Origin of the sequence: Bradyrhizobium vignae (assembly GCF_900324035.1) — a bacterium.
Lineage (GTDB): Bacteria > Pseudomonadota > Alphaproteobacteria > Rhizobiales > Xanthobacteraceae > Bradyrhizobium > Bradyrhizobium vignae.
In genome coordinates this window covers 7,896,016-7,921,363 of sequence record NZ_LS398110.1, presented here as the reverse complement: position 1 = coordinate 7,921,363, position 25,348 = coordinate 7,896,016, and the positions used below count along the sequence as shown (strand labels likewise).

Below are 25,348 nucleotides of genomic sequence, written 5' to 3'. Positions count from 1 at the left end.
GGTTATGAGAAGGGCATTTTGGCTGGCGGGCGCAGCGGCGCTGGTGCTGGCAAATCAGGCGTTCGCCGGCGACACTATCAAGATCGGTTTCGTCTCGACCTTCAGCGGCCCGACCGCCGTGATCGGCAACGACATGCGCAACTCCTTCGAGCTCGCGCTCGACCATCTCGGCCGCAAGATGGACGGCAAGCCGGTCGAGGTGATCTACGAGGATGACGGGCAGAAGCCCGACGTCGGCAAGCAGAAAACCGAGAAGCTGGTGCAGTCCGACAAGGTCGACTTCATCGTCGGCTATATCTGGTCGAACGTGTTGTTGGCCTCGCTCAAGACCGCGGTCGATTCGAAGACCTTCCTGATCTCGGCCAATGCCGGTCCGTCGCAGCTCGCGGGCGAGCTGTGCTCGCCTTACGTGTTCTCGACCTCCTGGCAGAACGACCAGACCCCGCAGGCGGTCGGCACTTATATGAACCAGAAGGGCGTCAAGTCGGTGTTCCTGATCGGCCCGAACTACGCCGCCGGCAAGGACATGCTGGCCGGCGTCAAGAGCACCTTCAAAGGTCAGGTCGTGGGTGAGGAATACACGGTGTGGCCGAGCCAGCTCGATTTCTCCGCCGAGCTCTCCAAGGCGCGCGCCTCCGGAGCCGAGTCGATCTTCGTATTCTACCCCGGTGCCGCCGGCGTGCAATTCCTCAATCAATATGCGCAGGCCGGGCTGAAGAGCACGATGCCACTCTACACCGCCTTCACCATCGACGAGCTCTCGCTGCCGCTCCAGAAGGAGAACGCACTCGGGGTGCCCGGCGCGCAGCAATGGGTCAACGACCTCCCCAACGAGCAGAACAAGCGCTTCGTCGCCGACTACCGCAAGAAGTACACCGGACTGCGTCCGACCTTCTACGGCGCGCAGTCCTATGACGCTGCGAACCTGATCAACAGCGCCGTCGTTGCCGTGAAGGGCGACACCTCAAAGAAGGACGAGATGAGGGCCGAGATGGAGAAGGTGAACTTCAAGTCGGTGCGCGGCTCATTCAAATACGGCAACAACCACATCCCGATCCAGAATTTCTATCTGCAGGACGTGGTCAAGGATTCCGAGGGCCAGCTCGCGCTGAAGACCGTCGCCACCATCGTGGAGAACGACCAGGATCGCTTCCACGACAAGTGCAAGATGAAGTGAGCTGACGCTTCTTCCTCTCTCCGCTTGCGGGGAGAGGGCTGGGGTGAGCGGAGTCTCCGCGGGGACCGAGTCGGTCGGAGTCCTCGACAGTTCAACATGGTCATTGCGAGCGCAGCGAAGATTCCATGGGGAGTGGATAGCGACCAGGTCTGAGGCCAGACTGAGGGTTGCTGAATCCATTCAACCTGGAGACGACGATGTTGCTCGATCATCCTTCCGACGGACTGGCCGCTATCCGCACGCAGTTTGGCGCAATTTTTGTGTCATTGGAACTGAGCCGTTCGACATGGCTGGTCACTTCGCTGTCGCCCTGCAAGGGCGAGAAGATGTCCAAACGCAGCATGAAGGCCGGCGAGCTTTCGGAACTGTTGAAGCTGTTTGCGGAGCTGAAGCGCAAGGCGCAGGCGCGAACGGGTGAGAGCTATCCGCTCATCACGATCCAGGAGGCGGGGCTGGACGGGTTCTGGCTTCACCGCGCCCTGCAGCAGGAAGGCATCGAGAGCCACGTAGTCGATCCGGCCTCGATTGCGACGCCGCGCCGGCGCCGGCGGGCCAAGACGGACCGGCTGGATGGCGAGACGCTGTTGCGGACGCTGCTGGCCTACAAGCGCGGCGAGGTACGGGTCTGCGCCATGGTCGTTGCGCCCTCTCCGGCAGAGGAGGACCGCCGTAGGCTGTGCCGCGAGCGAGAGACCTTGATCGCGGAGCGGATCGAGCATGTGAACCGGATCAAGGGTCTTCTGTTCGCGCAAGGGATCTTCGACTACGCGCCGCTGCGGCGAGACCGGCGGAAGCGGCTGGAGGCCTTGCGGACGGGCGACGGGCGCGCCTTGCTGGCGCATCTGAAGGCGCAGATCAGCCGCGAACTCGACCGGCTCGAACTGCTGCTCGACCAGATCACGGCGGTGGAGCGCGAGCAGGATGCGTTGCTGGCCGCGAGCAAGGCGGCGGGGGAGAAGACCGTATCGAACCCGGTGGCAATGCTGCTCGAACTGAAGAGCCTGGGCCCGAACTTCACGGCCGTTCTCTGGTCGGAGGCCTTTTACCGGCAGTTCGCCAACCGCCGCCAGATTGCATCCTATGCCGGCCTTGCAGCCACGCCATGGCGCAGTGGCGGCATCGAGCGCGAGCAAGGCGTGTCGAAGGCTGGCAATCCGCGCCTGAGAACCACGATGATCCAGCTCGCCTGGCTCTGGGTACGCCACCAGCCTCAATCGGCTTTGACCCAGTGGTTCAAGGTGCACAGCCAACGCGGCCGCAAGCGCGCGATCGTGGCGCTCGCGCGCAAGCTGCTCGTGGCCCTCTGGAAGTACGTGACCGCGGGCGTGGTGATCGAGGGAGCCGAGATAAAGGCCGCCTGACACCACGCTCCTCAGCCTCAAAGCCAATCCGCCGAGATTGATCAGCCTCGGCCGATCCGGGTGGACGAACCGATGGATTGCATGGCTTCAAACGCCGTAACGAAGAATGGTCTCGTCCTCTCGAGCCTGCCCGCCGCAAGCGGAATGTTGGTGCAGCCGCCGCCGCGCGGCGACCGAATGTGAGTTTGATCTGGCAAGCAAACCAGATTGCAACAACCGGCTCGACCCTTGGATCGCCTGACGAAAAGGAGTTATCCGCCCGCTGCCCCGACTGCCAAAGCCTGATGGCGTGCTCGCTCGAGTCAAGGCCAAGTCGCTTCGCGACGGCCCTACGGGCCGACCTTGACTCGATCTGCGCTCGCCATCCTACGTGCTCCACGGTCGGGACGAAGAGCTGGCCTGCAATCGAACAAAGAGCTGAACAAACCGCCTTGACACACCAAATCCCCATGTGAGCAATCCAGAGTCTTTCCGCGGAGGGATTCTGGATTGCTTCGCTGCGCTCGCAATGACGTGCTGAGAGACCGTCGTTCCAGCGGATATCCGTCTCGCCGAAGCTCCCCCTCACCCGGAATTCAAGCTGCGCTCGAATTCCGGCCTCTCCCCGCAAGCGGGGAGAGGGAAGAGCCTGCAAGGGCAGAGGGTCATCATACCCGCGGCATGCTGGCGGGCCGCACCTCGCGCGCCTGCGCTGCGAGCCTGATGCCGGCGTTGGCTGCGCCAAAACCCTGATAATTCCTGCGCTCGACGATCTCGAAGAAGAACCGCTCGTCGAAAATGTGGGTGTAGACCTGGAAGAACTCGCCGTCGCCCTCGCGGTCGTAGAGGATGTGGTTGGCGCGCAGCTGCGCCATCAGTTCGGGCGCGAGGTCGTATTTGGCTTCGATATCGTCGTAGTAGTTGTCAGGAATATCCAGGAAGTCCGCGCCGCGTTGGCGCATCGCGGCGACGGTGGCAAAAATGTCTTGGCACGAGAAGGCGACGTGCTGCACGCCCGAGCCGAAGAACTCGGAGATGAAGCGCGCCGGCAGCGTGCGGTTGGCGGAGGAGCCGTTGAGCACGAAGCGCAGGCTCTGGTCGGCGTTGATGATGGCCTGGCTCTGTACGAGCCCCCTGGGGTCGGCGAGCTCCATCTGCGGCAGGCGTTTCAGGTCGAGGATTCCGGTGTAGAACAGCCGCCAGGACAGCATCTCATCGTAAGGCATCGATTGCGCGATGTGATCGACCGCCAGCAGTGCGTCACCACTGGCATCGCTCGTCACAGGCTCGAAATCGGTGTCCCAGTTCTTGCCGGCCTGATCGAGGAAGTAGAGCAGGCTGCCGCCGACGCCATGGATCGCGGGAATCTCCAGCTCGCCTGGTCCGACCGGCTGGTAGAAGGTGCGCGCCTTCAGTGCTTCGGCGCGCTGCATGGCGCGGCCGGCATTGTCGACGTCGAGCGCGATGGCGCAGACGCCGGGACCGTGCGTGACGTAGTGAGAATGCGCAAAACCGTCGGTCTCGCAATTGATGACGAGCTCGACCTTGCCCTGCGACCAGCGCTCTACCGCTTTGCTGCGATGCTGGCCGGTCTTGCGGAAGCCGAGCTGCGAAAACAGGCGGGCAAGCTCGCCGGCCTTGGTCTCGTTGAGGGCGAACTCGACGAAGCCGGTGCCGCGGCTCTTCGCCTTCGGTGCCAGCGGCTCGCGGCCAAGCTTCGGCCAATCCGGTGCGAGCTGGTCCTCCAGCAGGATCAGCGAGCGCAGACCGTCGACCGCGGTCTGTGCCGCCGACCCGGCGCGGAACTGGTCGTTGAAGATTTCCAGCGACAGTGGCCCGGCATAGCCGGTCGCCGCGATCGCGGCCATGAACTCGCCGACCGGCAGGTCACCCTGGCCGGGGAAGGAGCGGAAGTGTCGGCTCCACGACAGGATGTCAAGCTCGAGCTTCGGTGCGTCGGCAAGCTGCACCAGAATGATCTTGTCACCGGGAATCGAGGCCATCGCACGGGTCGGAAAGCCAGGGGCCAGCGCATGAAAGCTGTCGAGGATGATGCCGATCGCGGGATGATCGGCGCGCCGCACGATCTCCCAGGCATCGCGATAGTCGTTGACGTGGCGCCCCCAGGCCAGCGCTTCGTAGCCGACGCGCAAACCCCGCTTGGCCGCACGCTCGCCGAGCTCGCGAAAATCTTCCGCGGCGCGGTCGATGCCGCCGAGCGAGCTGGGGGAGACATTGGAACAGATCAGCAGCAGGTCGGTGCCGAGCTCCTGCATCAGGTCGAACTTGCGCTCGGCACGGGCGAAGTTGCGCGCACGCTGTGGCTCCGGCATGCCTTCGAAGTCGCGAAACGGCTGGAAGGCGCAGATCTCGAGGTTGAGGTCGCGGCAGAGCTTTGCGATGTCGCGCGGACCCGCGCCGAAGGACAGCAGATCGTTCTCGAAGATCTCGACCGTGTCGAAACCTGCGGCCGCAATGGCGCGGAGCTTCTCGTCGAGGCTGCCTGAGAGGGAGACGGTGGCGATCGAGCGTTTGTTCATGCTGCATTGTCCTCCATGGCACCCCCGAGAAAGAGTTGCCCGATGCGGGGATCGTTCAGGATGCGCTCCGCCTTGTCGGCCATGCGGGTCTGGCCGAGTTCGAGCACGATGCCGATGTCGGAGATCTCCAGCGCTGAACGCGCGTTCTGCTCGATCATCAGGATGGTGACGCCGCGGTCGCGCAAGCTCTTGAGGATGCCAAAAGTCTGCTGCACCATCAGCGGCGACAGGCCGATCGAAGGCTCGTCGATCAGCACGAGCTTTGGCTCGAGCAGCAGCGAGCGCGCGATCTCGAGCTGCTTCTGCTCGCCGCCTGACAGCGTGGAGGCCTGCTGTGCCGACTTGCGGCGCAGCGCGGGAAACAGGTCGAGCGCCTTCTCGATCCGCTGGGGCAGATCCAGCCCCTTCTCGGCAGCGACGCCGCCGAGCTCGATATTGTGGCGCACCGACAGCTCGGGAAAGATGTTGCGGCCCTGCGGCACGTAGCAGATGCCGGCATTGAGCAGGGCGCGCTGGCTCAGATTGGTGACGTCGCGGCCTGCAAAGCTGATCTTGCCTTCGCGCAGCTTCAGGAGGCCGAAGATTGCTTTGAATACGGTCGATTTGCCGGCGCCGTTCGGGCCGATGATCGTTGTGATCGTGGCTGGAGGAACGGCGAAGGTGGTGCCGTTCAAGATCGTCATCTTGCCGTAGCCGCCGACGAGATTGCGGACCGAGAGGATCGGGTCGCTCATCACTCGCTCCTAATGTCCGAGATAGGCTTCGATCACGGCGGGGTTCCTGCGAACCTCCTCGGGCCGGCCCATCGCCAGCACCTTGCCTTCCGCCATCACCATCACGCGCGAGCACAGCGACATCACGAACTCCATGTTGTGCTCGATCACGACGAAGGTGGCATTCTTCTCGCGGTTGATCGCGACCAGACGCTCCTTCAGGTCAGCCAGCATCGATGGGTTGACGCCGCCGGCGGGCTCGTCGAGCAGCACCAGGCGAGGCCCGCCCATGAAGGCCATGGCGGCGTCGAGCAGCTTCTGCTGGCCATAGGAGAGGCCGCCGGCAGGCTCGTCGGCGAGATGGTCGAGCTTGAAGAAGCCGATCATCTGGTTGGCGGCGTCAGTCAGTCCGGCGTCGGAGCGGCCGACCAGGCGCGAGGCCATGTTGCCCTGGTGCTCCTGTCCGGCGAGGATCAGGTTCTCGCGCACCGAGAGCTTTGGGAACACCTGCAACAGCTGGAAGGTGCGGCTGACCCCGAGCTTGTTGAGCTCGGAGGGACGCAATCCCGTGACCAGCTTGCCATCGAGCTTCACCTCGCCGCCCGATGGCGTGAGCTGGCCGAGGATGCAATTGAACAGCGTGGACTTGCCGCAGCCGTTCGGACCGATCAGGCCGAGGATCTCGCCCTCGCGGACATCGAACGAGACGCCGTTGACTGCGTGGATGCCGCCAAAGCTCTTCTTGACGTCGGTGACTTCGAGGACCGCACTCATTGCACCGTCTCCAGGCGGGATTTTGCGACGGCGCGCAGCGCCGACGCCGCCTTGGTGCGGCGTTCGGCGAGATAGCGGTCGAGGATTCCCAGAATGCCGGTCGGGGACCAGATCAGCAGCAGCATCACGGCCACCGCGTAGAGCATCAGGTAATAACCTTCCGTGAAGCGCAGCCATTCCGGCAGCAGCACCGCGATCATCGCCCCCAGGAACGGACCGAAATAGAAGCCCGCGCCCCCGACGATCACCATCATCAACAGATCAAGCGAGAGCGACAGGTTGAAGGGAACGGGGTCGATATATTGCGTCAGCGGCGCGTAGAGCGCGCCGGCGACGCCGCCGAGCGCCGAGCCGATCGCGAACGCCATCAGCGTATAGCGGCGCGTGTCGACACCGAGCGATTGTGCGCGCAGCGGATTTTCGCGCAGCGCCATGAAGGCGCGCCCCCACGGCGAGCGGATCAGCCACCAAACCGCGAGCGACACGATCGCGAGCGAGCCGAGGCAGACATAATAGAACGGCAGCGGCTTGTTGGTCGCGAGCCCGAGGATGTGCGGACGCGGAATGTTGGAGATGCCGTAGATGCCGCCGGTGAGCCAGCTCTCGTTGCGGAACACCAGGAAAGCGAGGGTAGAGAAGGCCAGTGTGACGAAGGCGAGATAGTGGTGCTGCACGCGCAGCGCGGGATAGCCGAGCACCCAGCCGATCGCGAAGCTCAAGGCAATCGCAACCAGGATCGCGGCCGGCAGCGGCCAGCCATGCGTCGTCATGATCGCGGCGGCATAGGCGCCGATGCCGACGAACGCTCCCTGGGCCAGCGAGACCTGGCCGGCATAGCCCAGCGTGAGGTTGAGGCCCATCGCGGCGATGCTCATCACCGCCCACTGGCTCAGGATGAACAGGCCGTAGCGGTTGAAGTTCATGGGGACGATGATCAACGCGGCGATGACGGCAAGGCCGAGCGCGATCTTCAACGGTTTGGCGAAGCCGCTCATACCGTGCGCTCCTCGGCGCGGCCGAGCAAGCCCTGCGGCCGGAACAGGATCACGGCGATCAGGAAGATCATCGGCACGGCGGCACGGTACTGCGTCGAGACATAGGTCGCCGCGAGATTGTCGAGCACGCCGATCAGAAGGCCGCCGGCGATCGCGCCGCGTACCTGGTTGAAGCCGCCGACGATCGCCGCAATGAAGGCCGCCTGGCCCAGCACCTCACCGGACGAGAACTTTGCAAGGTAGATCGGTGTGATCAGCAGCGAGGCCAGCGCCACCAGGAAGGCGTTGATCAGGAAGGTCAACAGGATCATGCGCTCGACCGGCACGCCGATGATGCGCGCCACCGTCGGGTTCTGTGCCGCCGCTTGCATCTGATGCCCGAGCGAGGTGCGGTTCAGCAAGGTGGTCAGGCCCAGGACGGCGAGAATGGCGACAACGAGCACGCCGAGGCTCTGCAGCGAGACGGCGTGACCGAGGATGGAGATGTCGCCGGTCGGCACGATCGAGGGAAACGGCGAAGCCTCGGCGCTGAAGAACTGCTTCACCGCTTCCTTGATCCCGATCGCGAGCGCCATGGTCGCAATCGCCAGCGGCAGCACGCCGTGGCGCATCATCGGATCGACCAGCAGCAGCTTGAAGGCGAGGCCGAGCAGGATCATCGACAGGAGGATGCCGAGGATGATCGCGAGCCAGAACGGCGCGCCGACATGCATCGCGGCCAGCATCAGGAACGCCGGCAGCATCACGAACTCGCCTTGCGCGAAATTGATGGTCTGCGAGGTCTGCCACAGCAGCGTGAACCCGACCGCGACCAGCGCATAGATCGCGCCGGTGGCTAACCCTGCGACCAGTAGATCGAATAGGTTGGACATTTTCCCCTCTCTCCACTCCCTCGCTCCGCTCTTCCTTCTCCCTCTCCCCGTTCTTACCGGGAGAGGGCAGGGGTGAGGGGTCTCTCTCCGCGAATTCAATTGTCACCGTGACTGCGGCAGCACCCCTTACTCCACCCTCTCCCGGCGAAGAGCGGGGAAAGGGAGAGGAGAGATCTCTCCCCGCATCCGCCTTCGTGAAGCTTCGGCGAGACAGGCGCGGGGAGAGGCGAAGATTCCCTCACTTCAACTTCGGCAGCACCTGCTTCACGACCTGCTTGCCTTCGACCACCTCCACCAAGAAGCTCTGGCGATCGATGTCGCCGTTCTGGTCGAAGGTGACGTCCATCAGGATGCCCGGCTCGTCCGCGGGCTTGATGGTGAGGCCGTGCAACGTGTCGGCAAACTTCTTCGGGTCGACCTTGCCCATCTTCTCGGTGGTGGCCTTCACCATGTAGACGGCGAGGTAGCCCTTCAGGCCGTTATGATCGGGGACGTAATTGTACTTCTTGGAGAACCTCTCGCGGAACGCCTTGACCAGATCGACCGGCGCATCCGTGGTGAGGCCGACATGGCCACGCGCGCCGTTGGCCGCATCGCCGGCGAGCTCGATCACCTTCTGGCCGATCAGCGTGGTCTCGCCCATCAGCGGCGCGGTGACGCCCTGGCGCTTCAGCTCTTTGAGGATGCGCGCGCTCTCTTCCTCGTTGAGATAGACGAAGACGGCGTCTGGGTTCGCAGCCTTGATCTTGCCGACATCGGCGGCGAAGTCGGCCTGACCCGCCTCGGTGGAGAGGTCGGCGACGACCTTGGAGCCGAGCCGATCGAGCTCCTTGACCACGACGTCGCGGCCGCCGCGGCCGAAATCGTTGTTGACCCAGACCACCGCGACCGTCTTCGCCTTCATCTCGTCGTGGATGTACTTTGCGACCTTCGGCATCGAGGATTGCTGGCCGAACGAGGTGCGGAACAGGAACTTGTTGCCGGCTTGCGTCAGCTCGGCGGCTTCACCGCCCATGATCTGCGCGATGCCCGCCTCGGCCGCAAGCGGCGCGGTCACCTTCACCGAGCCGGAATAGCCGGGCCCGAGCAGCACATAGGGCTCGGCGTCGAGGGCCTTCTGCACCTGGGCGCGGGCGACGCCCGGGTTGGATTGCGAGTCGGCGTGGGTCACCTCCAGCTTGCGGCCGAGCACGCCGCCCTTGGCGTTGATCTCCTCGATCGCGAGGTCGATGCCGTTCTTCCAATTGGTGCCGACGGTGGCGCCGCCGCCGGAGAGTTCGGCGACGTCGGCGAGCTTGATCGCCTGAGCAAGGGCGCTCGTTGCCGTCATGGCGGTGAGCAGCGCGCCCACCAATAGCGTTGATTTCATCGTCCTCTCCTCCCGTTTCAAATCTCGCGAGCAGCCTTGTGCCGGCCGCTTCGCCTCAAGCTGCCTGATAGGCCGCGCTGCGCGCAGCCATTGCGGCATCAAAAGCTTCTCCCATGACATCGGTGGATGGGACAAGGCCGGTGAACAGTTCGAATGCGTCGGCGGCCTGATAGATCGCAAGCTCGCGCCCGGTCATGATCCGGGCGCCTTTCTCTCGCGCCGCGGCCAGCAGCGGCGTGATCAGCGGCGAATAGACGGCGTCCGCGACCCACAGGTCCGGCCTGAGCAGTGCCGCCGGCACCGGCATGTCACGGCTCGGCAACATGCCGACTGGCGTGCCGTTGACGAGACCGGTTGCGCCATCGAGCGCATCCTCGACGCTTCCAGCCACCCTCGCGCCGCTCTGTCTGGCAAGCAGCGAGGCGAGTTTCTCCGCGCGTGCCGGCTCGCTGTCGAAAATGCGGATGTCGGCCACTTTCAGGCTCGCGAGCGCAAAGGCGATCGCCTTGCCGACGCCGCCGGCGCCGATCACGGCGACGGCGTTGCCGGACGGGGCCAGCAACGGCGCCACGGCCCGCGCAAAGCCGGTGGTGTCGGTGTTGTGCCCGGTCAGCCGGCCATCCCTGACCACGACGGTGTTGACCGCCCCCATGCTGGCCGCGCCCGGCGCCAGCGCGTCGAGCAGCGGGACCACTGCTTCCTTGTAAGGGTAAGTGACGTTGACGCCGGCAAAGCCGAGCCGCCTTACGCCTTCGAGCATCAGGCGCAGCTCGGCCGCGTCGGCGCCGGCGACCTCGATGAGCTGGTAATGGCCGCGCAGGCCAAGCGCCTCGGCGGCGCGCTCGTGCATGGCGGGGGACGCGGAATGCGCGATCGGGGCGCCGATCAGGCCTGTGAGAAGCTTCTTGCTGGCGGCGTATCCGCGCTTCGACATGGTTCCCTATCGTCTCGTTGGGAGCGTCCGGTCCCGGCCATTAGCGGGGAAACCTGCGCAATTCCAGCTGCGACGATAGTCTTTCCCCCGCCTAACACAATTACCCTTTTATCCGACAAACCGAACATGATGTTATTTCTTTCGCCCGCGTGCCAGGGTGCCCTTGCCATTGCCACGGGACGGCTCGACCGCGCGCATCTCGGTGCGCAGGGCTTCGATGAAGTACTCCGCATGCAGCGACAGCGGCGTGCCGCGCTTGACTGCGATGTAGGTGTCGAACCGCGTCGGCTCGGTGATCTTCAGAAGCTCGATCCCGGGATAGCCGCCATGGGCGACCGTGAACTGGTCGATGATGGCGATGCCGAGCCCCGCCTTCACCAGCGCGCAGACCGTGGTGCCGAAGCGCGCACGGATGGTGATGTTGTAGTCGAGCCGGTTGCGCGCGAAGATCTCGGCCATGATCCGGCCGTAAGGGTCGTTGGGATCGATGCCGATCAGCGGATAGCGGGTGATCTCGGCGGCGGAAACCTGCTTGCGGCCGGCGAGCTCGTGACCCGCCGGCACGATGCAATAGAGCTCGCCCGAGGCAAGCGGCATGAAGTCGAGCCCGGAATGCTCCAGCCGGTAGCTCATCGCCACGCACTCGCCGCGGCCGAGCATCAGGTAGTCGATGGCCTCCTCGAGCTTGAGGATGTTGATGTCGATGCCGAGATCGGGATAGCGGCGGCGGACACGCTCGATGGCGCGCGGCACCATTACCTGTGAGATGCTCGGCACCGAGCCGATGCGCAGCTCCGAGAGGCCGCCGCGGCCGATCTTGGAGATGATCTCGGAGAGGTCGTCGACCTTCTTATAGACGCCGTTGATCTGCTCGAAGATGTTCTCGGCTTCCGGCGTCGGGAAGTAGCGCCCGTTCTGGCGCTGAAAGAAGCGGATGCCGAGCGACCGCTCGGTGTATTTGACGAGGCGGCTGATCCCGGGCGCCGAGACGTTGAGCAGCTTTGCCGCACCGCCGATGGTGCCCGTCACCATCACGGCACGGATCACTTCAACCTGGCGCAGCGTCATCATGGCGTTGAAATGTCCCTGGCATCGACAAGAGATCGTGGCGGCGATCATCTCACGAGAAATGCGATGTCATCCAGCGGCAAGTGTGTGCGATGTGGACGGAGGCTGGCGGGCTGCCCTACCCTCCCCTGGAGGGTAGGGGAATCGCATATGGTGCTGGCAGGGTGTTGCCAAGCGGTTGGAACTGGATTCTTTGGGTGTCTCTCGATTCCAGAGGGAGACCTGAATGCGCAAGCTCAAGCGCCTGTTTCGATCGCTCAAGGACCCGCGCGCCAGCAACACCCGACATGATCTTGTGGAGATCCTCGTCATCGCCTTGGCGGCGACGCTGGCTGGCGCCAAGACCTGCACCGAGTTCGAGTTCTTTGGCCAAGGCCGCGAGGAGCTGTTGCGGCGCTTCCTGGAGCTCAGGCACGGCATTCCGAGCCACGATACGTTCAGCAATGTCTTCCGTGCGCTGGACCCGAAGGGGCTGGAAGCGGTTTTGCGCAAGTTCAGCAAGAGCTTCGGCATCAAGGGGGTGGTCAGCATCGACGGCAAGGCGCTGCGCGGGGCCTACACGCGGGGCCGGCAGGCCACGCCGCTGCATATGGTCAATGTCTGGGCCGCAGGCACTCGCATGGCGCTGGCTCAGAGAAAGGCTCCCAACCGCAACGAGGTTGCCGGGGCTCTCGAAGTTCTCGCGCTGCTCGATCTGGACGGGGCTCTTGTCACCGCCGATGCCTTGCATTGCCGGCCCGACACCGCGCAGGCCATCCGCGACCGGAAGGGGCACTACGTGTTGGCCATCAAGAGTAACCGTGGCCGGCTCTTCAAGGCCGCCAAGACGTTGGTCGATACAGCCCGAAAGCCCGCGCGAGCGAGTCAACGAAGAGCCACTGCCCACGGTCGCGCCGAGCGCCGGCAGGCCATCGTCGCGCCGGCTCCTCAGTTGGCGAAGCAATACGACTTCCCCGCTATCGCCGCAGTCGGTCGCATCGACAGCTGGCGCGCAAACTCTGGCAAGACCGCCAAGCATACGGTCCGATACTTCCTCGCCTCGCGCCTGCTGTCGGCCAAAAAGCTGCTCGAGGTCGTGCGTGCCCACTGGAGCATCGAGAACAACCTGCACTGGGTTCTCGACGTTCTGTTCGACGAAGATGCCTGCCGCAGCCGCAAAGATCACGCCGCCGAAAATCTCGCCCTCATCCGCAAGCTGGCCATCAATACCCTGCAGGCAACGCCCGGTCCTGCCCGCATCAGCCACAAAATGCTCCAAGCCAGATGGAATAATGACTTCCTTCTCTCCGCCCTCGCCCATATGCGATAGCCCTACCCTGGAGGGGGAGGGTCGATCGCGCGCAGCGCGAGCGGGGTGGGGTGATCTCTCCACTCGGGCACTGTTCGTCGCGGAGGGACCGTCACCCCACCCCGTCTCATATTTCGCTGCGCTCAATATGAGCCGACCCTCCCCCTCCAGGGACCCTCCAGGGGAGGGTAAGAGCGACGCTGACTCGTGGCTGACGATGGCGGAGTAATTTCCCGGTCAAAGCGTTTCGACCGAAATCCGCGCGTTCAGATGGAGAGGCGTCCTCCTGGCGCGATCTGTTGCTCTTTCTGTTGCAACGGCGCTCTAGCTCGCCGGCCCTTCCGGCAACACGCTCTCGGCTAGCTCCGCGCGCTCGCTTTGCAGCACCTCGCGCGCAAACTCGATGATCTTCTGCTTGTTGGCCGTTTCGCGGACGGCGAAAAACACGCGGTTCAATTCCAGGCCGAGCACGCTGTTGAGGGCGATGTCCTCGTCTTCCATGGTGGTTTTCCCGCTTCGGACGCGTTCAGGTGTAACTGGACCTCACTTCCTCCACAAGTAGATTAAATCTTCGCAGCAGACGGAACACCGGCAAACTACGGAGCAGCGAAATTGGGGCAGCCCCCAAATACATGTACATGCTATATGGGAGGCCAGGGTCAGGAAACGCACTGATGTCTGCCGCAGATGCCGTGGATTATGGCCGGGAGGCGCTCGACTTCATCGAGGGGCTTAGCGCCTACACGAAGATTCCGGACGCCGTGGATGCGCTCTCGACCGCCTTCGCTCGGTACGGCTTCGAACACATCATCGTAACGGGCCTGCCCAATCCCGATCAGCGCTTCTCCCAGATGGTGCTCGCCAAGAAGTGGCCGGCGGAGTGGTTCAGCCTCTACACCCAAAGGAGCTACGATCGCGTCGATCCCGTGATCCGCAAATGCCGGCAGACGGTGAACCCTTTCGAGTGGTCTGAAGCGCCGTATGATCCGGAGCTAGAGCCGGGCGCGGTGGAGGTGATGCGGCGCGCCGCCGATTTCCGCATGTCGCGCGGCTTCGTGGTGCCGATCCACGGCTTGACCGGTTATGAGGCCGGCGTCTCGCTCGGTGGCGTCCATCTCGATCTCAACGCCCGCAGCAAGCCGGCGCTGCATCTGATCGCGATGTACGGCTTTGATCACATTCGCCGTCTGCTTGATCCGGCGCCGCATCCGTCGACCCGGCTCACCCCCCGCGAGCGCGAGGTGCTCGCCTGGGCCTCCCAAGGCAAGTCCGCCTGGGAGATCGGCGAGATCCTCAACATCACGCAACGCACGGCGGAAGAGCACCTTGCAACTGCCGCGCGCAAGCTCGGCGCCGTCAACCGGACGCATGCGGTCGCAATCGCGATCCGCCACAGAATCATCACTCCTTGAAATCGTCGCCTACTGGGAAATTTCCCAATAGTCGGCTTTGCCTTTTTCGTTGAGGCTTCCCCCATTTCGAGCCATGGGGGAGTTCATGATTCATGTGATTTCTGCCGTCAATCGGCACCTCTACGAGGGTGTCCTGGAACAGCATTTTCGGGTCCGTCACGAGATCTTTGTCGAGGAGCGGAATTGGGAGGCACTGCGCAAGCCCGACGGTCGCGAGATCGATACCTACGACAATGAGGACGCGGTCTACCTTCTGGCTCTCGAAAGTGGCCGGGTGCTCGGCGGCTCCCGCCTGTATCCGACCACCAAGCCGACGATGATGGGCGAGGTCTTCCCGCATCTCGCCGCGGTGCGCGGTTGCCCATCGGACCCGCTGGTCTGGGAGTGGTCGCGCTTCTTCGTTTCGCGCGAGCGCCGCGACGGCGTGTTCAATCTGCAATTGATGGCGGCAGCGCAGGAGTTCTGTCTCGATCAGGGCCTCGAGCGGCTCTGTCTCGTCATGGAGACCTGGTGGCTACCGCGCTTCCATGACATCGGATTCGTCGTGACGCCGCTGGGATTACCGGCGCTGGTCGAGAATTCCTGGACCATGGCCGCAACGATCGATATTCGGCAGGAGTCGCTTGATATCGTGCGTGACCGTATCGGGATGACGAGCGTCGTCCAGCAGGACGGTCCGCGTATCGACTGCATCGCCCGTGCCAACCTCTGCGGCTGCGCCGCGCAACGAAAGAGCGCCTGAGATGTCGAACATGATGCGGGACAGCCAGATCATGGCGCAAACGAAGGACGAGAACCTCTGCTACATGTCCGACATGGCGCTCGAGCTGGCGCAGATGGCGGACGATTCTGGATTGGCGACGCTCGCCTATCTGTTCCGGATGGCAGCGCTGGAGGCCTCGACGGCCAACAGCGTGCTCGCCGAGCCCGACGACCTCCCCCGGCAGATGACGTCGCACTAAAGCATGATCCGGAAAAGTGCGAAGCGGTTTTCCGGAAAGATCATGCGTAAACAACAAGCTAAAGCGCGATGACGATTCATCCAAATCTCATCGCGCGTTAGACTTCCCTGCCTTCCGACGAACTTGCACCCTCTCTTCGGTCCGCCGGCGAGAGGGTGTTGGTTTGGGTGCGGCAGGTTGCCCCAGCCGGCACGGCAGCATTCTTGCGCGATCGATTTCGATCGCATGCGTCGGCATGCAACAAAGTGCATGTTTGGTGTCGAATCGCTCTTGCCTCGGAACGATACTGCCATTACCCATTTTTCGGCCTTGAAGAGGCAGGGGGAGCTCTTTCACTGATGGCGACCGTGTTCGAACATCGGCGCGACGCTACGCGCGCCTGAAAGAGTCTTGATGCTGCTCGTCGTCGAACAGTTCTTGAACGGATTGCAGTTCGGCCTGCTGCTGTTCCTGCTCGCCGCGGGCCTGACGCTGGTGTTCGGGATCATGGATCTCGTCAACCTCGCGCACGGCTCGCTCTACATGATGGGCGCGTACTTTGCCGCGACCTTTGCGGCCTGGACCGGCAGCTTCGTGCTCGGCGCGCTGATGGCGTTAGGGGCTACGCTGGTACTCGGTATCGTGCTGGAGGTGACGGCGCTGCGGCATCTTTATGGCCGCGATCATCTCGACCATGTGCTCGCAACCTTCGGCCTGATCCTGTTCTTCAACGAGGCCGTGCGGCTGATCTGGGGCCCGGCAGGCCTGGCGCTGCCTTTGCCCGCCTGGCTCACGGTGCCGGTGCCGATCCTGCCCGGCATTCACTATCCGGCCTATCGCCTCGCCATCATCGTGGTGGCGCTGCTGGTTGCGCTGCTGCTCTATCTCGGCGTGATGCGTACCCGCATCGGCATGCTGATCCGTGCCGGCGCCTCCAACCGCGAGATGATCGGCGCGCTCGGCATCAACATCAAGTTGCTCTACACGCTGGTGTTCGGCTTGGGGGCTGCGCTCGCGGGCCTCGCCGGCCTGATGCAGGCGCCGATCCTCACCGTGCAGATCGGCATGGGTGAGAACATCCTGATCCTCGCCTTCGTCATCATCGTGATCGGCGGCATCGGCTCGATCCGCGGCGCGTTCCTCGCCGCGATCTTCGTCGGCATGATCGACACGCTCGGCCGTGCCTTCCTGCCGAACTTGTTGCGCCAGGTGCTGAGCGGCGCCGCCGCCTCCACCGCCGCGCCGGCGCTGTCCTCCATGCTGATCTATCTCTTGATGGCGATCGTGCTGGTGGTGCGGCCGGAGGGGCTGTTTCCGGCCCATCGCAGATGAAGAGCTTGCGTCGATGAAAGGTCTGAGCGTGAGCAAGGCCGTCACGGCCCTGATGCTGGCGGGCCTCGTGCTGCTGCCGCTCTATTCGTCTCTGTCCGGCAACATCTTCATCCTGACGCTGTTCACCCGCATCGTCATCCTGGCGCTGGCGGCGGCGAGCCTCAACCTCATCATGGGCTTTGGCGGCATGATGAGCTTTGGTCATGCCGCCTATCTCGGCATCGGCGGCTACGCCGTCGGCATGCTTGCGCAGGAAGGCGTGGGTTCCGGCTTCATTCAGTTTCCGGTGGCGCTCGCGGCCTCCGCGATCTATGCGCTCGTGATCGGCGCGCTCTCTTTGCGCACCCGCGGCGTCTATTTCATCATGATCACGCTCGCCTTCGCGCAGATGGCCTATTACGTCGCCTCGGGGCTGGCGCGCTACGGTGGTGATGACGGCCTGACCATCTACAAGCGCAGCGACTTCTCGGGGCTGATCGACCTGTCGAACCGCACGCAGTTCTATTATCTCTGCCTCGCCTGCCTGTTCGGCGTCATCTTCCTGATCTGGCGCATCGTCAATTCGCGCTTCGGCCTCGTCGTGCAGGGCCTGCGCTCCAACGAGCAGCGCATGCAGGCGATCGGCTTTCCGGCCAAGCGCTACCAGCTGGTCTGCTTCGTCATATCAGGCACGATGTGCGGCCTTGCCGGCGCGCTGCTCGCCAACAACACCGATTTCGTCAGCCCGGCCGTGATGTACTGGACGCGTTCCGGCGACCTCATGGTGATGGTGATCCTGGGCGGCATGGGCACGCTGTTCGGCCCTGTGATGGGCGCGGTGGTCTATCTGCTGCTGGAAGAGTTCCTGTCGCAGATCACCGAATATTGGGCGCTGATCATGGGTCCGCTGTTGCTGCTCATCGTTCTGTTCGGCCGCGGCGGCATCATGGGCGTGCTCGGGAGGGCTGGCCGTGGCTGAACCCCTGCTCCGCGTCGAAAAGCTGGTGCGCCGCTTCGGCGGCATCATCGCGACCGACAACGTCTCGCTCGACGTCGCCAGCGGCGAGCTGCATGCCATCATCGGTCCGAACGGCGCCGGCAAGACCACGCTAATCAGCCAGCTCACCGGGCATCTCGCGCCGCATTCCGGCAGCGTCTCGCTGGCCGGGCGCGACATCACCTATTTGCCAGCCTATCGCCGCTGCGCGCTCGGCCTTGCGCGCTCGTTCCAGATCACTTCGCTGCTGCTCGACTTCACCGCCGCGGACAATGTCGCGCTCGCGGCGCAGGCGCATGCCGGCACCTCGTTCCGCTTCTTCGCCAACGCGCGCAAGGAGACGGGCCTGCGCGATGCCGCCCATGCCGCGCTCGACCGCGTCGGTCTCGCCCATCGCGCCGATGTGCTGGTGTCGAAGCTCAGCCATGGCGAGCGGCGCCAGATCGAGCTTGCGGTCGCGCTCGCCAGTAAGCCGAAATTGCTACTGCTCGACGAGCCCATGGCCGGCCTCGGCGTCACCGAATCCCAAGGCATGGTCAAACTGCTCCAGGAGCTGCGCAAAGAAGTCTCGATCGTGCTGGTCGAGCACGACATGCCGGCGGTGTTCGCGCTCGCCGACCGCATCTCGGTGCTGGTCTATGGCCGCGTCATCGCCTCCGGCGATCCGGCCGCGATCCGCCAGAACGAGGACGTCAAGCGCGCCTATCTCGGCGATCAGCATGTGGTGACGCATCATGGCTGACACGCTGCTCGAGATCGACGGCATCGAGACCTGCTACGGCCTCTCCCAGGTGCTGTTCGGCCTGTCGCTGTCGATCAAGCCGGGCGAGATGGTCTCGCTGATGGGCCGCAACGGCATGGGCAAGACCACGACCATCCGCTCCATCATGGGACTGACCCCGGCACGCGCCGGGACCATTCGCTTCGCGGGCGCCGAAGTGCGGCAGCTTCCGTCCTACAGAATTGCCAAGCTCGGCGTCGGCCTCGTTCCCGAGGGACGTCAGATCTTCCCGAACCTCACCGTGCGCGAAAACCTCGTCGCCGCCGCGGCTGATCGTTTCGGCAGCAGCAATCCCTGGACGCTCGCCGCGATCTACGTGCTGTTCCCGCGTCTGGCCGAACGCGCCGCCAACATGGGCAACCAGCTTTCCGGCGGCGAGCAGCAGATGCTCGCGATCGGCCGCGCGCTGATGACCAACCCGAAGCTTCTGATTCTGGACGAAGCGACCGAGGGCCTCGCGCCCCTGATCCGCGAGGAGATCTGGAATTGCCTGTCGCTGCTCAAGAACCGGGGACAGTCGATCCTGGTCGTCGACAAGAACGTCGACCATCTCGCCCGCATCTGCGATCGCCACTACATCATCGAGCGCGGCAGAACCGTATGGAGCGGCACATCGAACGAGCTGATGGCGGCGCCGGATTTGCAGCACAAATATCTGGGGATTTGAGGCGCCGCTCTCTCCCCGTCATTGCGAGCGCAGCGAAGCAATCCAGATTGCCGCTGCGGAAAGATTCTGGATTGCTTCGCTTCGCTCGCAATGACACAGGAAAGGGCGGTGCGCCCTTGCCAACAAATCCCGTGGCGGTGCAGCTCGTGGATCACGCGAGCCTCGATCGACGCACTCAGTGGCGGCTAACGCGCCAGCCGATGCGTGCCGATCTCGATCAGGGTGGACCGGCATGACAGGCGATAGATCAGGCTGAACAATTGATCCCACATGATCGAACTCCGCTGTTGATCATGGAGCGGCAGTCTAGGCACGGTGTCTTTCCGCCGTTTTTCGAGGGAGACGGAAAATGGCTTCGTCGGACCGCTGCGGGATGTCGTCGGAACAGGGGAGACGAAGTCGTCTCACGGAAGCGTGAGGCGGATCGTCCTCAAAACATCTCGAAATATTCGCGATGCTCCCAGTCGGTCACTTCAGACAGGAAGCGATCGATCTCGGCGTTCTTGATGTGGGCGTAGTAGTCGACGAATTCAGCCCCGAGCTTCTCGCGGAAGAACGGGTCGTCCTTCAGCGCGGCGACTGCATCGCGCAAGCTTTTCGGCAATGGCGGCGCTTTGGTCTCGTAGGGCGTGTCGGCCGAGGGGCCGGGATCGAGCTTGCGGTCGACGCCGTCGAGGCCTGAGAGAATCTGCGAGGCCATGTAGAGATAGGGATTGGCGGCGGGCTCGCCGATGCGGTTCTCCAGGCGCGTTGCGGCATCGCCGGCGCCTCCGAGCACGCGGATCATCACGCCGCGATTGTCGCGGCCCCAGATCGCGCGGTCCGGGGCCAGCGAATAGGACCGATAGCGCTTGTAGCCGTTGATGGTCGGGGTCGTGAACACGGTCGATGCGCGCGCGTGGTCGAGCAGGCCGGCGAGATAGGCCCGGCCGAACGCGCTGAGCGGCTCGCCCTCCGCATTCGCCATGAATTGGTTCTCGCCGCTCGTGCGCGAGACGATCGACTGATGCAGGTGCCAGCCGCTGGCGAACACGTTCGGCAGTTTTGGGCGGCACATGAAGGTGGCGTGATAGCCATGGCGTCGCGCGATCTGCTTCACGGCAGAGCGGAACAGCACCATGTTGTCGGCGGGCTCCAGCCCTTTCCTCGGCTGGAAGGTGAACTCGCACTGGCTGGGTCCGAACTCGACCTCGACCGAGCGCAAGGGCAGCTCAAGCGCGACGATGTCACGCCGCAAGATCTCCAGCACCGGCTCCATCTGATCGAAGCGCTGCTCGGTGAGATATTGATAGCCGTGGCTGAGCAGGCTCACCGATGGCGGTGTGCCCGGCTGGCCGGCATCCTCCGCGCGCATGTGCGGATCGTCGAGCCTGAAGATGTGAAATTCCACTTCGAGGCCCGCGATGAAGTCGTAACCACGCGTGCCGAGCTCATCGAGCACGCTCTTGTAGAGCCGGCGGGTTGCGAACGGCACTGGGCGGCCGTCGTTGAAATAGAGGTCGCACAGCACCCAGCCCGTCGCCGGGGCCCATGGCAGCACGCGAAACGTGGTGGGATCGGCGACCATCAGCACATCGGCCGCGCCCTCCATCTCCTTCATGCCGAAGCCGCCGCCTGACGTGAACACCGGAAACACCGTGCGGTGCGAGGTGTCCTTGGCGAGCATCGTCGTGGTGATGGAGCAGCCGCTTTCGAGCGAGGCGATCGCCTCGGCGGCGACGACGGTCTTGCCGCGCAAAATGCCGTGCTGGTCGGGGAAGGCGAGGCGGATGACCTCGAGGTTCTTTTCCTCGGCGATACGGCGCATGCGCGTTGCCGCATCTTTCTGCTCATCCGACCACAGCGCATGGCGCGCGACGAAAGTCACTTTGCTACTCCTTCAGTCGTGAGGCTCGAAGCATGCGCCACATTCTCCGTCATTGCGAGGAGCTCTTGCGACGAAGCAATCCAGCAATGCGCCGGCGGTGACAGACTGGATTGCTTCGCTTGGCTCGCAATGACGGGAATAGACGTCACTCCGCCGCCGTCAGCCGATGCACCTTGCCTTCGATCTCCTTCGGCACCGGCGCCGTCCAGGGCGCGCCGCGGCGGCGCTTGACGTCGACTTCCATCCAGTAGGTCTCCCAGCCCCGCGTCGGCCCGATGCCGTCCATCGTCGCCGGTCCCTGGATGCTGCGTGCGTTGGCCTCGTCCAGGAACAGCATCGGCTTCTCGCCGTTCTGGACCTTCTCGATCTCCTGCCGCAGCAGGCGGCGGTACTGCACGATCGCCTTGTCGGACTGTCCGAGATGCTCCTTGGTGCGGTCCTGAATCGCGCCCATCGATTCCACCGCCCATTGGTCGTGCACGTTGATGTCGTTGCCCATGCCGGTATAGGTCGCGGTCTGCTGCTCGTGCGGATCGAAACCGTAATCGTTGCTGCGGTTCTTGCGCGATTTGTAGTCGGGCAGCTCATAGAGCTCGAGCCGCTGGTCGCGCATTTTCTTCTCGTCGACCGGGTTCGTGTAGCTGGTGAAGATCGCGTACCAGTAGCAGTTCTCGTCATCGACGGGCACGTGCCACTGCGTGATCGTCATCTCCGTGCTCATGGGGATGACGAAGCCGTGCGGGAACAGCTGGTTGGTGACGCGCACATGCGTCCGTTCCGCGTCGATCTCGCGCAGCGCGATCAGCCGCAGGCCATATTCGGTGTGCTCGACATTGATGATCGGGCGGTCGTATTCGCGCAGGATCTTCGTCATCGGCAGGTCGGAGCCGGCCGAGGCGCCGCGGAATTGCTTGCCGTAGGCGGTCGAGGTGTCCTCGTCCTCGAAGAAGCGGTGCAGGTAGGAGGCGTGGGCGGGATCGATGCCGACCTCCAGCGCCTGCAGCCAGTTGCAGGCCATGTGCCCCTTGAACGCGAACGTATGGCTGCCCGGCGCGATGAAGCAGTCGATCTCCGGGAATGCGGGCGGCGCACTCTCGCCGAGATAAGCCCAGAGGATGCCGCTCTTCTCCACCACGGGATAGGAGCGCTGGCGGATGTTCTGGCAGAGTTTTGAATCCTTCGGCTCGGCCGGCGTCTCGATGCACTGGCCGGTGGCGTCGAATAGCCAGCCATGGAAAGCACAGCGCAGGCCGCCATGCTCCAAACGCCCGAAGGCGAGGTCGGCGCCGCGATGCGCGCAGTGGCGGTCGATCAGCCCATAGCGTCCGCTCTCGTCGCGAAACAGCACCAGGTTCTCGCCGAGCAGCCTGACGGGACGGATCGGCCGCGCGCCTTCCAGCTCATCCACCAGCGCCGCCGGCTGCCAGTAGCTCCGCATCAGCTTGCCGCAGGGGTCCTTCGGCCCGGTGCGGGTGATCAGGTCGTTCTGCTCCTGGCTCATCATGGCGCGTGCATCCTTGTGGAGGCGATTGTTCGCCTATTGAACGAATGGGCGAATTATGCCATGCCTTGGAGCGGCAGCAAGCACTATTTTGCAGGATTGTCCCGAAGCCATGCCCAAGCTGAAGCGCAGCGAGAGCGACGAGCGCGCGACGGACTTCGTCGAGGCCCTCGATCGCGGCCTGCGGCTGCTGCAGTGCTTCGGCACCACGGCCGGCCCGATGACGCTGAGCGATCTCGCCCGCGCCGCCGATCTGCCGCGCGCCACCGCACGGCGCATGCTGTTCACGCTTCAGCGCGGCGGTTACGTCTCCGGCGATGGCAAGTTGTTCTCGCTGACCCCGCATGTGCTGACGTTGGCCGCATCATATTTGCGCTCGAGCCAGATCATTGCCGTACTTCAACCCGTGCTCGACCGCATCGCGACCGCGGCGCAGGAAATCTCCTCGCTGGCGGTGCTCGATGGTGACGATGTCGTGTTCATCGCCCGCGGCGGCCCGACGCGGGTGTTCTCGGGCGGATTGGAGATCGGCTATCGCCTGCCGGCCTTCTGCACCTCGGTCGGCCGCGCCATGCTGGGGCAGTTCGGCGATACCGATCTCGCCGCGCGCCTGAATGCGATGAAGCGCGAGGCGCTGACGCCGCAGACGGTGACCGACCCGAAGGTGCTGCTCGCGCGCATCACGGCCGACCGCGCGCAGGGTTATTCGCTGGTCGACCGCGAGGCCGAGCCGCATTTCCGCTCGATCTCGGTCCCCGTCCGCCGCTACGACGGCGTGATCGTCGCGGCCATCAACATGGGCGCGCATGTCGATCGCGTGCCGGCGCAGGAACTGATCGACCGCTTCCTGCCGCTGTTGCGCGAAGGCGCCGAGGCCGTGCGCTCGCAGCTTCTGTAGTTCCTCCCTCGCCTCGAAACCGGTGCTATAATCGTCGCCAGCACAAGAGAACAGGGAGGAGCCCATGCACCATACCATGGTTCCCAGTGATCGCGTGGAGCACGTTGCCGTCTACGGACGCGACGGCACGAAGCTCGGCACGATCGAACGGCTGATGCTCGACAAGATGAGCGGAATGGTCGCCTATGCCGTGATCAAGACCGGCGGGCTGCTCGGCACCCATCATCATTATCCGCTGCAGTGGAGCGCGCTGAAATACGATCCGGGACGGCAGGCGTTCCAGATCGACTCGACGCTGGAGGAGCTCAGCAGCGGCCCGTGCGAGTTCGACGGCGAGGCGTTCGACTGGGGCGACCGCTCGCGGCCGTATCCGCATCCGCATTACTGGTCGGTCTAAAGCGCGATGAGATTTGGATGAATCGTCATCGCGCTTTAGCTTGTTGTTTACGCATGATCTTTCCGGAAAACCGCTTCGCACTTTTCCGGATCATGCTTTAGCGGCGTCGCGAAGCGATACCCGGGAAGCTAAGACCCCGGACGTCGCTTCGCTCACCCAGGCTACGTCACGGCCGGTTGCGCATCCAATCGGCAAGACCGGACAGCGCCTGATCGAGATCCCGCCGCGCCGCGCTGTCTGTCACCGCTTCTTCCAGCGCGCCGCGCATGCAGAGCATCCACGCGTCGCGCTCGGCATCGCCGATGGCGAAACCGAAATGGCGCTGGCGCAGCCGCGGATGGCCCTTCTCGACGGAGTAAAGCCGCGGGCCGCCTGTCCATTCGGTGAGATAGCGTTTCAGCACGTCCCTGATCAGGCCGAGATCGGCCGCATGCATGGCGCGGATCACCTGCGCCTCCGGCAGCGTGTCCATGCGGTCGTAGAAGCGGTCGACCAGACGATCGATCGTGGCGCTGCCGCCGATCCGCTCGAACATGGAAATTGTGATGTCAGTGTCGGTCATCCCTACAGCGCCACACTGCGCAGCCCGAAGCTGCGGGCTTCGTTCTGCAGCACCGGCCGCACCGCATCGATCAGCCTTGCTGCGGCGTCATCCACCGACAATCCTGCCGTATCCACCACCGCGGTTGCGCGCGAATAGAGCGGCTCGCGGCTGAGCAGGATGTTGCGCAGCTCCGCCATCGCCGAGCGATCATCCGCCATCGGGCGCAGGTCGCCCTGGCGGCGCACGCGCGCCATGTGCTCTTGGGGCTCGGCCTTCAGCCAGATCGTGTAGAACGAGGTCAGGACCTGGTCGAAGGTCAAAGGCTCCGAGACGATGCCGCCGCCGGTCGCCAGCACCATCAGCTCGTTGCGCGCGAGCAGCTGCTGCAGCGCCGCCTGCTCCATGCGGCGAAAGCCTTCCTGGCCGTAGAGCGCGATGATCTCGGCGACCGAGAGCCCGTTCTGCTGCTCGACCTCCTTGTTGAGCTCGACGAAGCTCCAGCCGATCTTCTTCGCCAGCATCCTGCCGAGTGTGGACTTGCCGGCGCCACGCAAGCCGATCAGCGCGATGCCGCAGAATGGCGCGCGCCGCGGCGCGGAGGCGCTGCCCCCGGTGAGCAGATCTTTGGCCTGCGCGATCTGGCTGGGGGTCGCCTTGCGCAGGAGGTCGCGAAACATCTGCCAGTCCGGCGTCGGATCGGCGCTCGGCAGCAGGTCTTCGAGGTGTGCGCCCATCGCGTCGGAGACGCGGCGCAGCAGCACGATGGAGACGTTGCCCTTGCCGCTTTCGAGCTGCGCAATGTAGCGCTCCGAAATCCCAGATACCTTGGCGAGCACTTTGCGCGACATGCCGCGCAGTGCGCGCATGGTGCGTACGCGCTGGCCGAGCTGTTCGAGGAAGCGGGATTCGGCGTCGGGACTTTCGGTCATGAGATCTTGCATTGGATCGGCATCGTTGTCCCT

The 25,348-nt window shown here is 64.0% G+C and carries 25 protein-coding genes; 12 read left to right on the top strand and 13 right to left on the bottom strand.

Annotation, left to right across the window (positions count from 1 at the left end; genetic code table 11):
- Window positions 1-4 precede the first annotated feature (4 nt).
- On the top strand, window positions 5-1,177 hold the full coding sequence (locus BRAD3257_RS38140; protein ID WP_122406116.1) for an ABC transporter substrate-binding protein: 1,173 nt from the start codon (window positions 5-7) through the stop codon (window positions 1,175-1,177).
- A 197-nt stretch (window positions 1,178-1,374) separates the two neighbouring features.
- The gene (locus BRAD3257_RS38135; protein ID WP_122406986.1) at window positions 1,375-2,538 is read left to right on the top strand and encodes an IS110 family RNA-guided transposase; all 1,164 of its coding nucleotides are present in this window, start codon (window positions 1,375-1,377) and stop codon (window positions 2,536-2,538) included.
- A 647-nt stretch (window positions 2,539-3,185) separates the two neighbouring features.
- Here the strand turns inward: BRAD3257_RS38135 and BRAD3257_RS38130 are convergent.
- The 8 genes from BRAD3257_RS38130 to BRAD3257_RS38095 all read right to left on the bottom strand — a co-directional run bounded on the left by BRAD3257_RS38130 (window position 3,186) and on the right by BRAD3257_RS38095 (window position 11,785).
- Window positions 3,186-5,057 (bottom strand): bifunctional sugar phosphate isomerase/epimerase/4-hydroxyphenylpyruvate dioxygenase family protein, encoded by a 1,872-nt coding sequence (locus tag BRAD3257_RS38130; protein ID WP_122406115.1) that lies wholly within the window; start codon window positions 5,055-5,057, stop codon window positions 3,186-3,188.
- Entirely contained in the window at window positions 5,054-5,791 is a 738-nt protein-coding gene (locus BRAD3257_RS38125) for an ABC transporter ATP-binding protein (protein WP_122406114.1), read from the bottom strand. Before BRAD3257_RS38125 ends, BRAD3257_RS38130 begins: the two co-directional genes overlap by 4 nt.
- A gap of 9 nt (window positions 5,792-5,800) precedes the next feature.
- A complete protein-coding gene (locus BRAD3257_RS38120) occupies window positions 5,801-6,544 on the bottom strand; it encodes an ABC transporter ATP-binding protein (RefSeq protein WP_122406113.1) in 744 nt (247 codons plus the stop codon).
- Window positions 6,541-7,539: a branched-chain amino acid ABC transporter permease gene (locus tag BRAD3257_RS38115; protein ID WP_122406112.1), complete on the bottom strand. Its 999-nt coding sequence runs from the start codon at window positions 7,537-7,539 to the stop codon at window positions 6,541-6,543. Before BRAD3257_RS38115 ends, BRAD3257_RS38120 begins: the two co-directional genes overlap by 4 nt.
- Window positions 7,536-8,411 (bottom strand): branched-chain amino acid ABC transporter permease, encoded by an 876-nt coding sequence (locus BRAD3257_RS38110; protein WP_122406111.1) that lies wholly within the window; start codon window positions 8,409-8,411, stop codon window positions 7,536-7,538. The genes BRAD3257_RS38115 and BRAD3257_RS38110 overlap by 4 nt, the downstream gene beginning before the upstream one ends.
- Before the next feature lie 238 nt (window positions 8,412-8,649).
- The gene (locus BRAD3257_RS38105; RefSeq protein WP_122406110.1) at window positions 8,650-9,780 is read right to left on the bottom strand and encodes an ABC transporter substrate-binding protein; all 1,131 of its coding nucleotides are present in this window, start codon (window positions 9,778-9,780) and stop codon (window positions 8,650-8,652) included.
- Window positions 9,781-9,835: 55 nt separating this feature from the next.
- Window positions 9,836-10,714: a shikimate dehydrogenase gene (locus tag BRAD3257_RS38100; RefSeq protein ID WP_122406109.1), complete on the bottom strand. Its 879-nt coding sequence runs from the start codon at window positions 10,712-10,714 to the stop codon at window positions 9,836-9,838.
- Between the two features lie 132 nt (window positions 10,715-10,846).
- Window positions 10,847-11,785: a LysR family transcriptional regulator gene (locus tag BRAD3257_RS38095; protein WP_122406985.1), complete on the bottom strand. Its 939-nt coding sequence runs from the start codon at window positions 11,783-11,785 to the stop codon at window positions 10,847-10,849.
- 223 nt (window positions 11,786-12,008) lie between these two features.
- On the opposite strand from BRAD3257_RS38095, the gene BRAD3257_RS38090 reads away from it, so the two are divergent.
- Entirely contained in the window at window positions 12,009-13,091 is a 1,083-nt protein-coding gene (locus BRAD3257_RS38090) for an ISAs1 family transposase (protein ID WP_122406031.1), read from the top strand.
- Between the two features lie 303 nt (window positions 13,092-13,394).
- Here BRAD3257_RS38090 and BRAD3257_RS40500 read toward each other — a convergent pair whose 3' ends face one another.
- The gene (locus tag BRAD3257_RS40500) at window positions 13,395-13,571 is read right to left on the bottom strand and encodes a hypothetical protein (RefSeq protein WP_122406108.1); all 177 of its coding nucleotides are present in this window, start codon (window positions 13,569-13,571) and stop codon (window positions 13,395-13,397) included.
- Between the two features lie 173 nt (window positions 13,572-13,744).
- Here BRAD3257_RS40500 and BRAD3257_RS38080 point away from each other — a divergent pair, with 173 nt between their 5' ends.
- The 7 genes from BRAD3257_RS38080 to BRAD3257_RS38050 all read left to right on the top strand — a co-directional run bounded on the left by BRAD3257_RS38080 (window position 13,745) and on the right by BRAD3257_RS38050 (window position 19,179).
- Window positions 13,745-14,482 carry a helix-turn-helix transcriptional regulator gene (locus tag BRAD3257_RS38080; RefSeq protein ID WP_122406107.1) on the top strand — a complete coding sequence of 246 codons (738 nt, stop codon included), beginning with the start codon at window positions 13,745-13,747 and terminating at the stop codon, window positions 14,480-14,482.
- Between the two features lie 85 nt (window positions 14,483-14,567).
- Window positions 14,568-15,224, top strand: a complete 657-nt coding sequence (locus tag BRAD3257_RS38075) for an acyl-homoserine-lactone synthase (protein WP_162500502.1) — start codon at window positions 14,568-14,570, stop codon at window positions 15,222-15,224.
- A 1-nt stretch (window position 15,225) separates the two neighbouring features.
- A complete protein-coding gene (locus BRAD3257_RS38070; protein ID WP_122406105.1) occupies window positions 15,226-15,444 on the top strand; it encodes a hypothetical protein in 219 nt (72 codons plus the stop codon).
- A 393-nt stretch (window positions 15,445-15,837) separates the two neighbouring features.
- Window positions 15,838-16,755, top strand: coding sequence for a branched-chain amino acid ABC transporter permease (locus tag BRAD3257_RS38065; protein ID WP_122406104.1), 918 nt, complete (start codon window positions 15,838-15,840; stop codon window positions 16,753-16,755).
- A gap of 13 nt (window positions 16,756-16,768) precedes the next feature.
- Complete coding sequence (locus BRAD3257_RS38060) at window positions 16,769-17,713, top strand: branched-chain amino acid ABC transporter permease (protein ID WP_122406103.1); 945 nt, start codon at window positions 16,769-16,771, stop codon at window positions 17,711-17,713.
- Complete coding sequence (locus BRAD3257_RS38055; protein ID WP_122406102.1) at window positions 17,706-18,473, top strand: ABC transporter ATP-binding protein; 768 nt, start codon at window positions 17,706-17,708, stop codon at window positions 18,471-18,473. Before BRAD3257_RS38060 ends, BRAD3257_RS38055 begins: the two co-directional genes overlap by 8 nt.
- On the top strand, window positions 18,466-19,179 hold the full coding sequence (locus BRAD3257_RS38050; RefSeq protein WP_122406101.1) for an ABC transporter ATP-binding protein: 714 nt from the start codon (window positions 18,466-18,468) through the stop codon (window positions 19,177-19,179). Before BRAD3257_RS38055 ends, BRAD3257_RS38050 begins: the two co-directional genes overlap by 8 nt.
- 430 nt (window positions 19,180-19,609) lie before the next feature.
- Here BRAD3257_RS38050 and BRAD3257_RS38045 read toward each other — a convergent pair whose 3' ends face one another.
- Together BRAD3257_RS38045 and BRAD3257_RS38040 are read right to left on the bottom strand one after the other, a co-directional pair.
- Window positions 19,610-21,046: a glutamine synthetase family protein gene (locus BRAD3257_RS38045; protein ID WP_122406100.1), complete on the bottom strand. Its 1,437-nt coding sequence runs from the start codon at window positions 21,044-21,046 to the stop codon at window positions 19,610-19,612.
- Window positions 21,047-21,191: 145 nt separating this feature from the next.
- The gene (locus BRAD3257_RS38040; RefSeq protein WP_122406099.1) at window positions 21,192-22,550 is read right to left on the bottom strand and encodes an aromatic ring-hydroxylating dioxygenase subunit alpha; all 1,359 of its coding nucleotides are present in this window, start codon (window positions 22,548-22,550) and stop codon (window positions 21,192-21,194) included.
- 109 nt (window positions 22,551-22,659) lie between these two features.
- Here BRAD3257_RS38040 and BRAD3257_RS38035 point away from each other — a divergent pair, with 109 nt between their 5' ends.
- Together BRAD3257_RS38035 and BRAD3257_RS38030 are read left to right on the top strand one after the other, a co-directional pair.
- Complete coding sequence (locus BRAD3257_RS38035) at window positions 22,660-23,445, top strand: IclR family transcriptional regulator domain-containing protein (RefSeq protein WP_122406098.1); 786 nt, start codon at window positions 22,660-22,662, stop codon at window positions 23,443-23,445.
- 64 nt (window positions 23,446-23,509) lie between these two features.
- A complete protein-coding gene (locus tag BRAD3257_RS38030) occupies window positions 23,510-23,842 on the top strand; it encodes a PRC-barrel domain-containing protein (RefSeq protein WP_122406097.1) in 333 nt (110 codons plus the stop codon).
- Window positions 23,843-24,008: 166 nt separating this feature from the next.
- Here BRAD3257_RS38030 and BRAD3257_RS38025 read toward each other — a convergent pair whose 3' ends face one another.
- The gene (locus BRAD3257_RS38025; RefSeq protein WP_122406096.1) at window positions 24,009-24,404 is read right to left on the bottom strand and encodes a group II truncated hemoglobin; all 396 of its coding nucleotides are present in this window, start codon (window positions 24,402-24,404) and stop codon (window positions 24,009-24,011) included.
- A 2-nt stretch (window positions 24,405-24,406) separates the two neighbouring features.
- The gene (locus BRAD3257_RS38020) at window positions 24,407-25,315 is read right to left on the bottom strand and encodes a helix-turn-helix transcriptional regulator (RefSeq protein ID WP_122406984.1); all 909 of its coding nucleotides are present in this window, start codon (window positions 25,313-25,315) and stop codon (window positions 24,407-24,409) included.
- Between the last annotated feature and the right edge of the window lie 33 nt (window positions 25,316-25,348).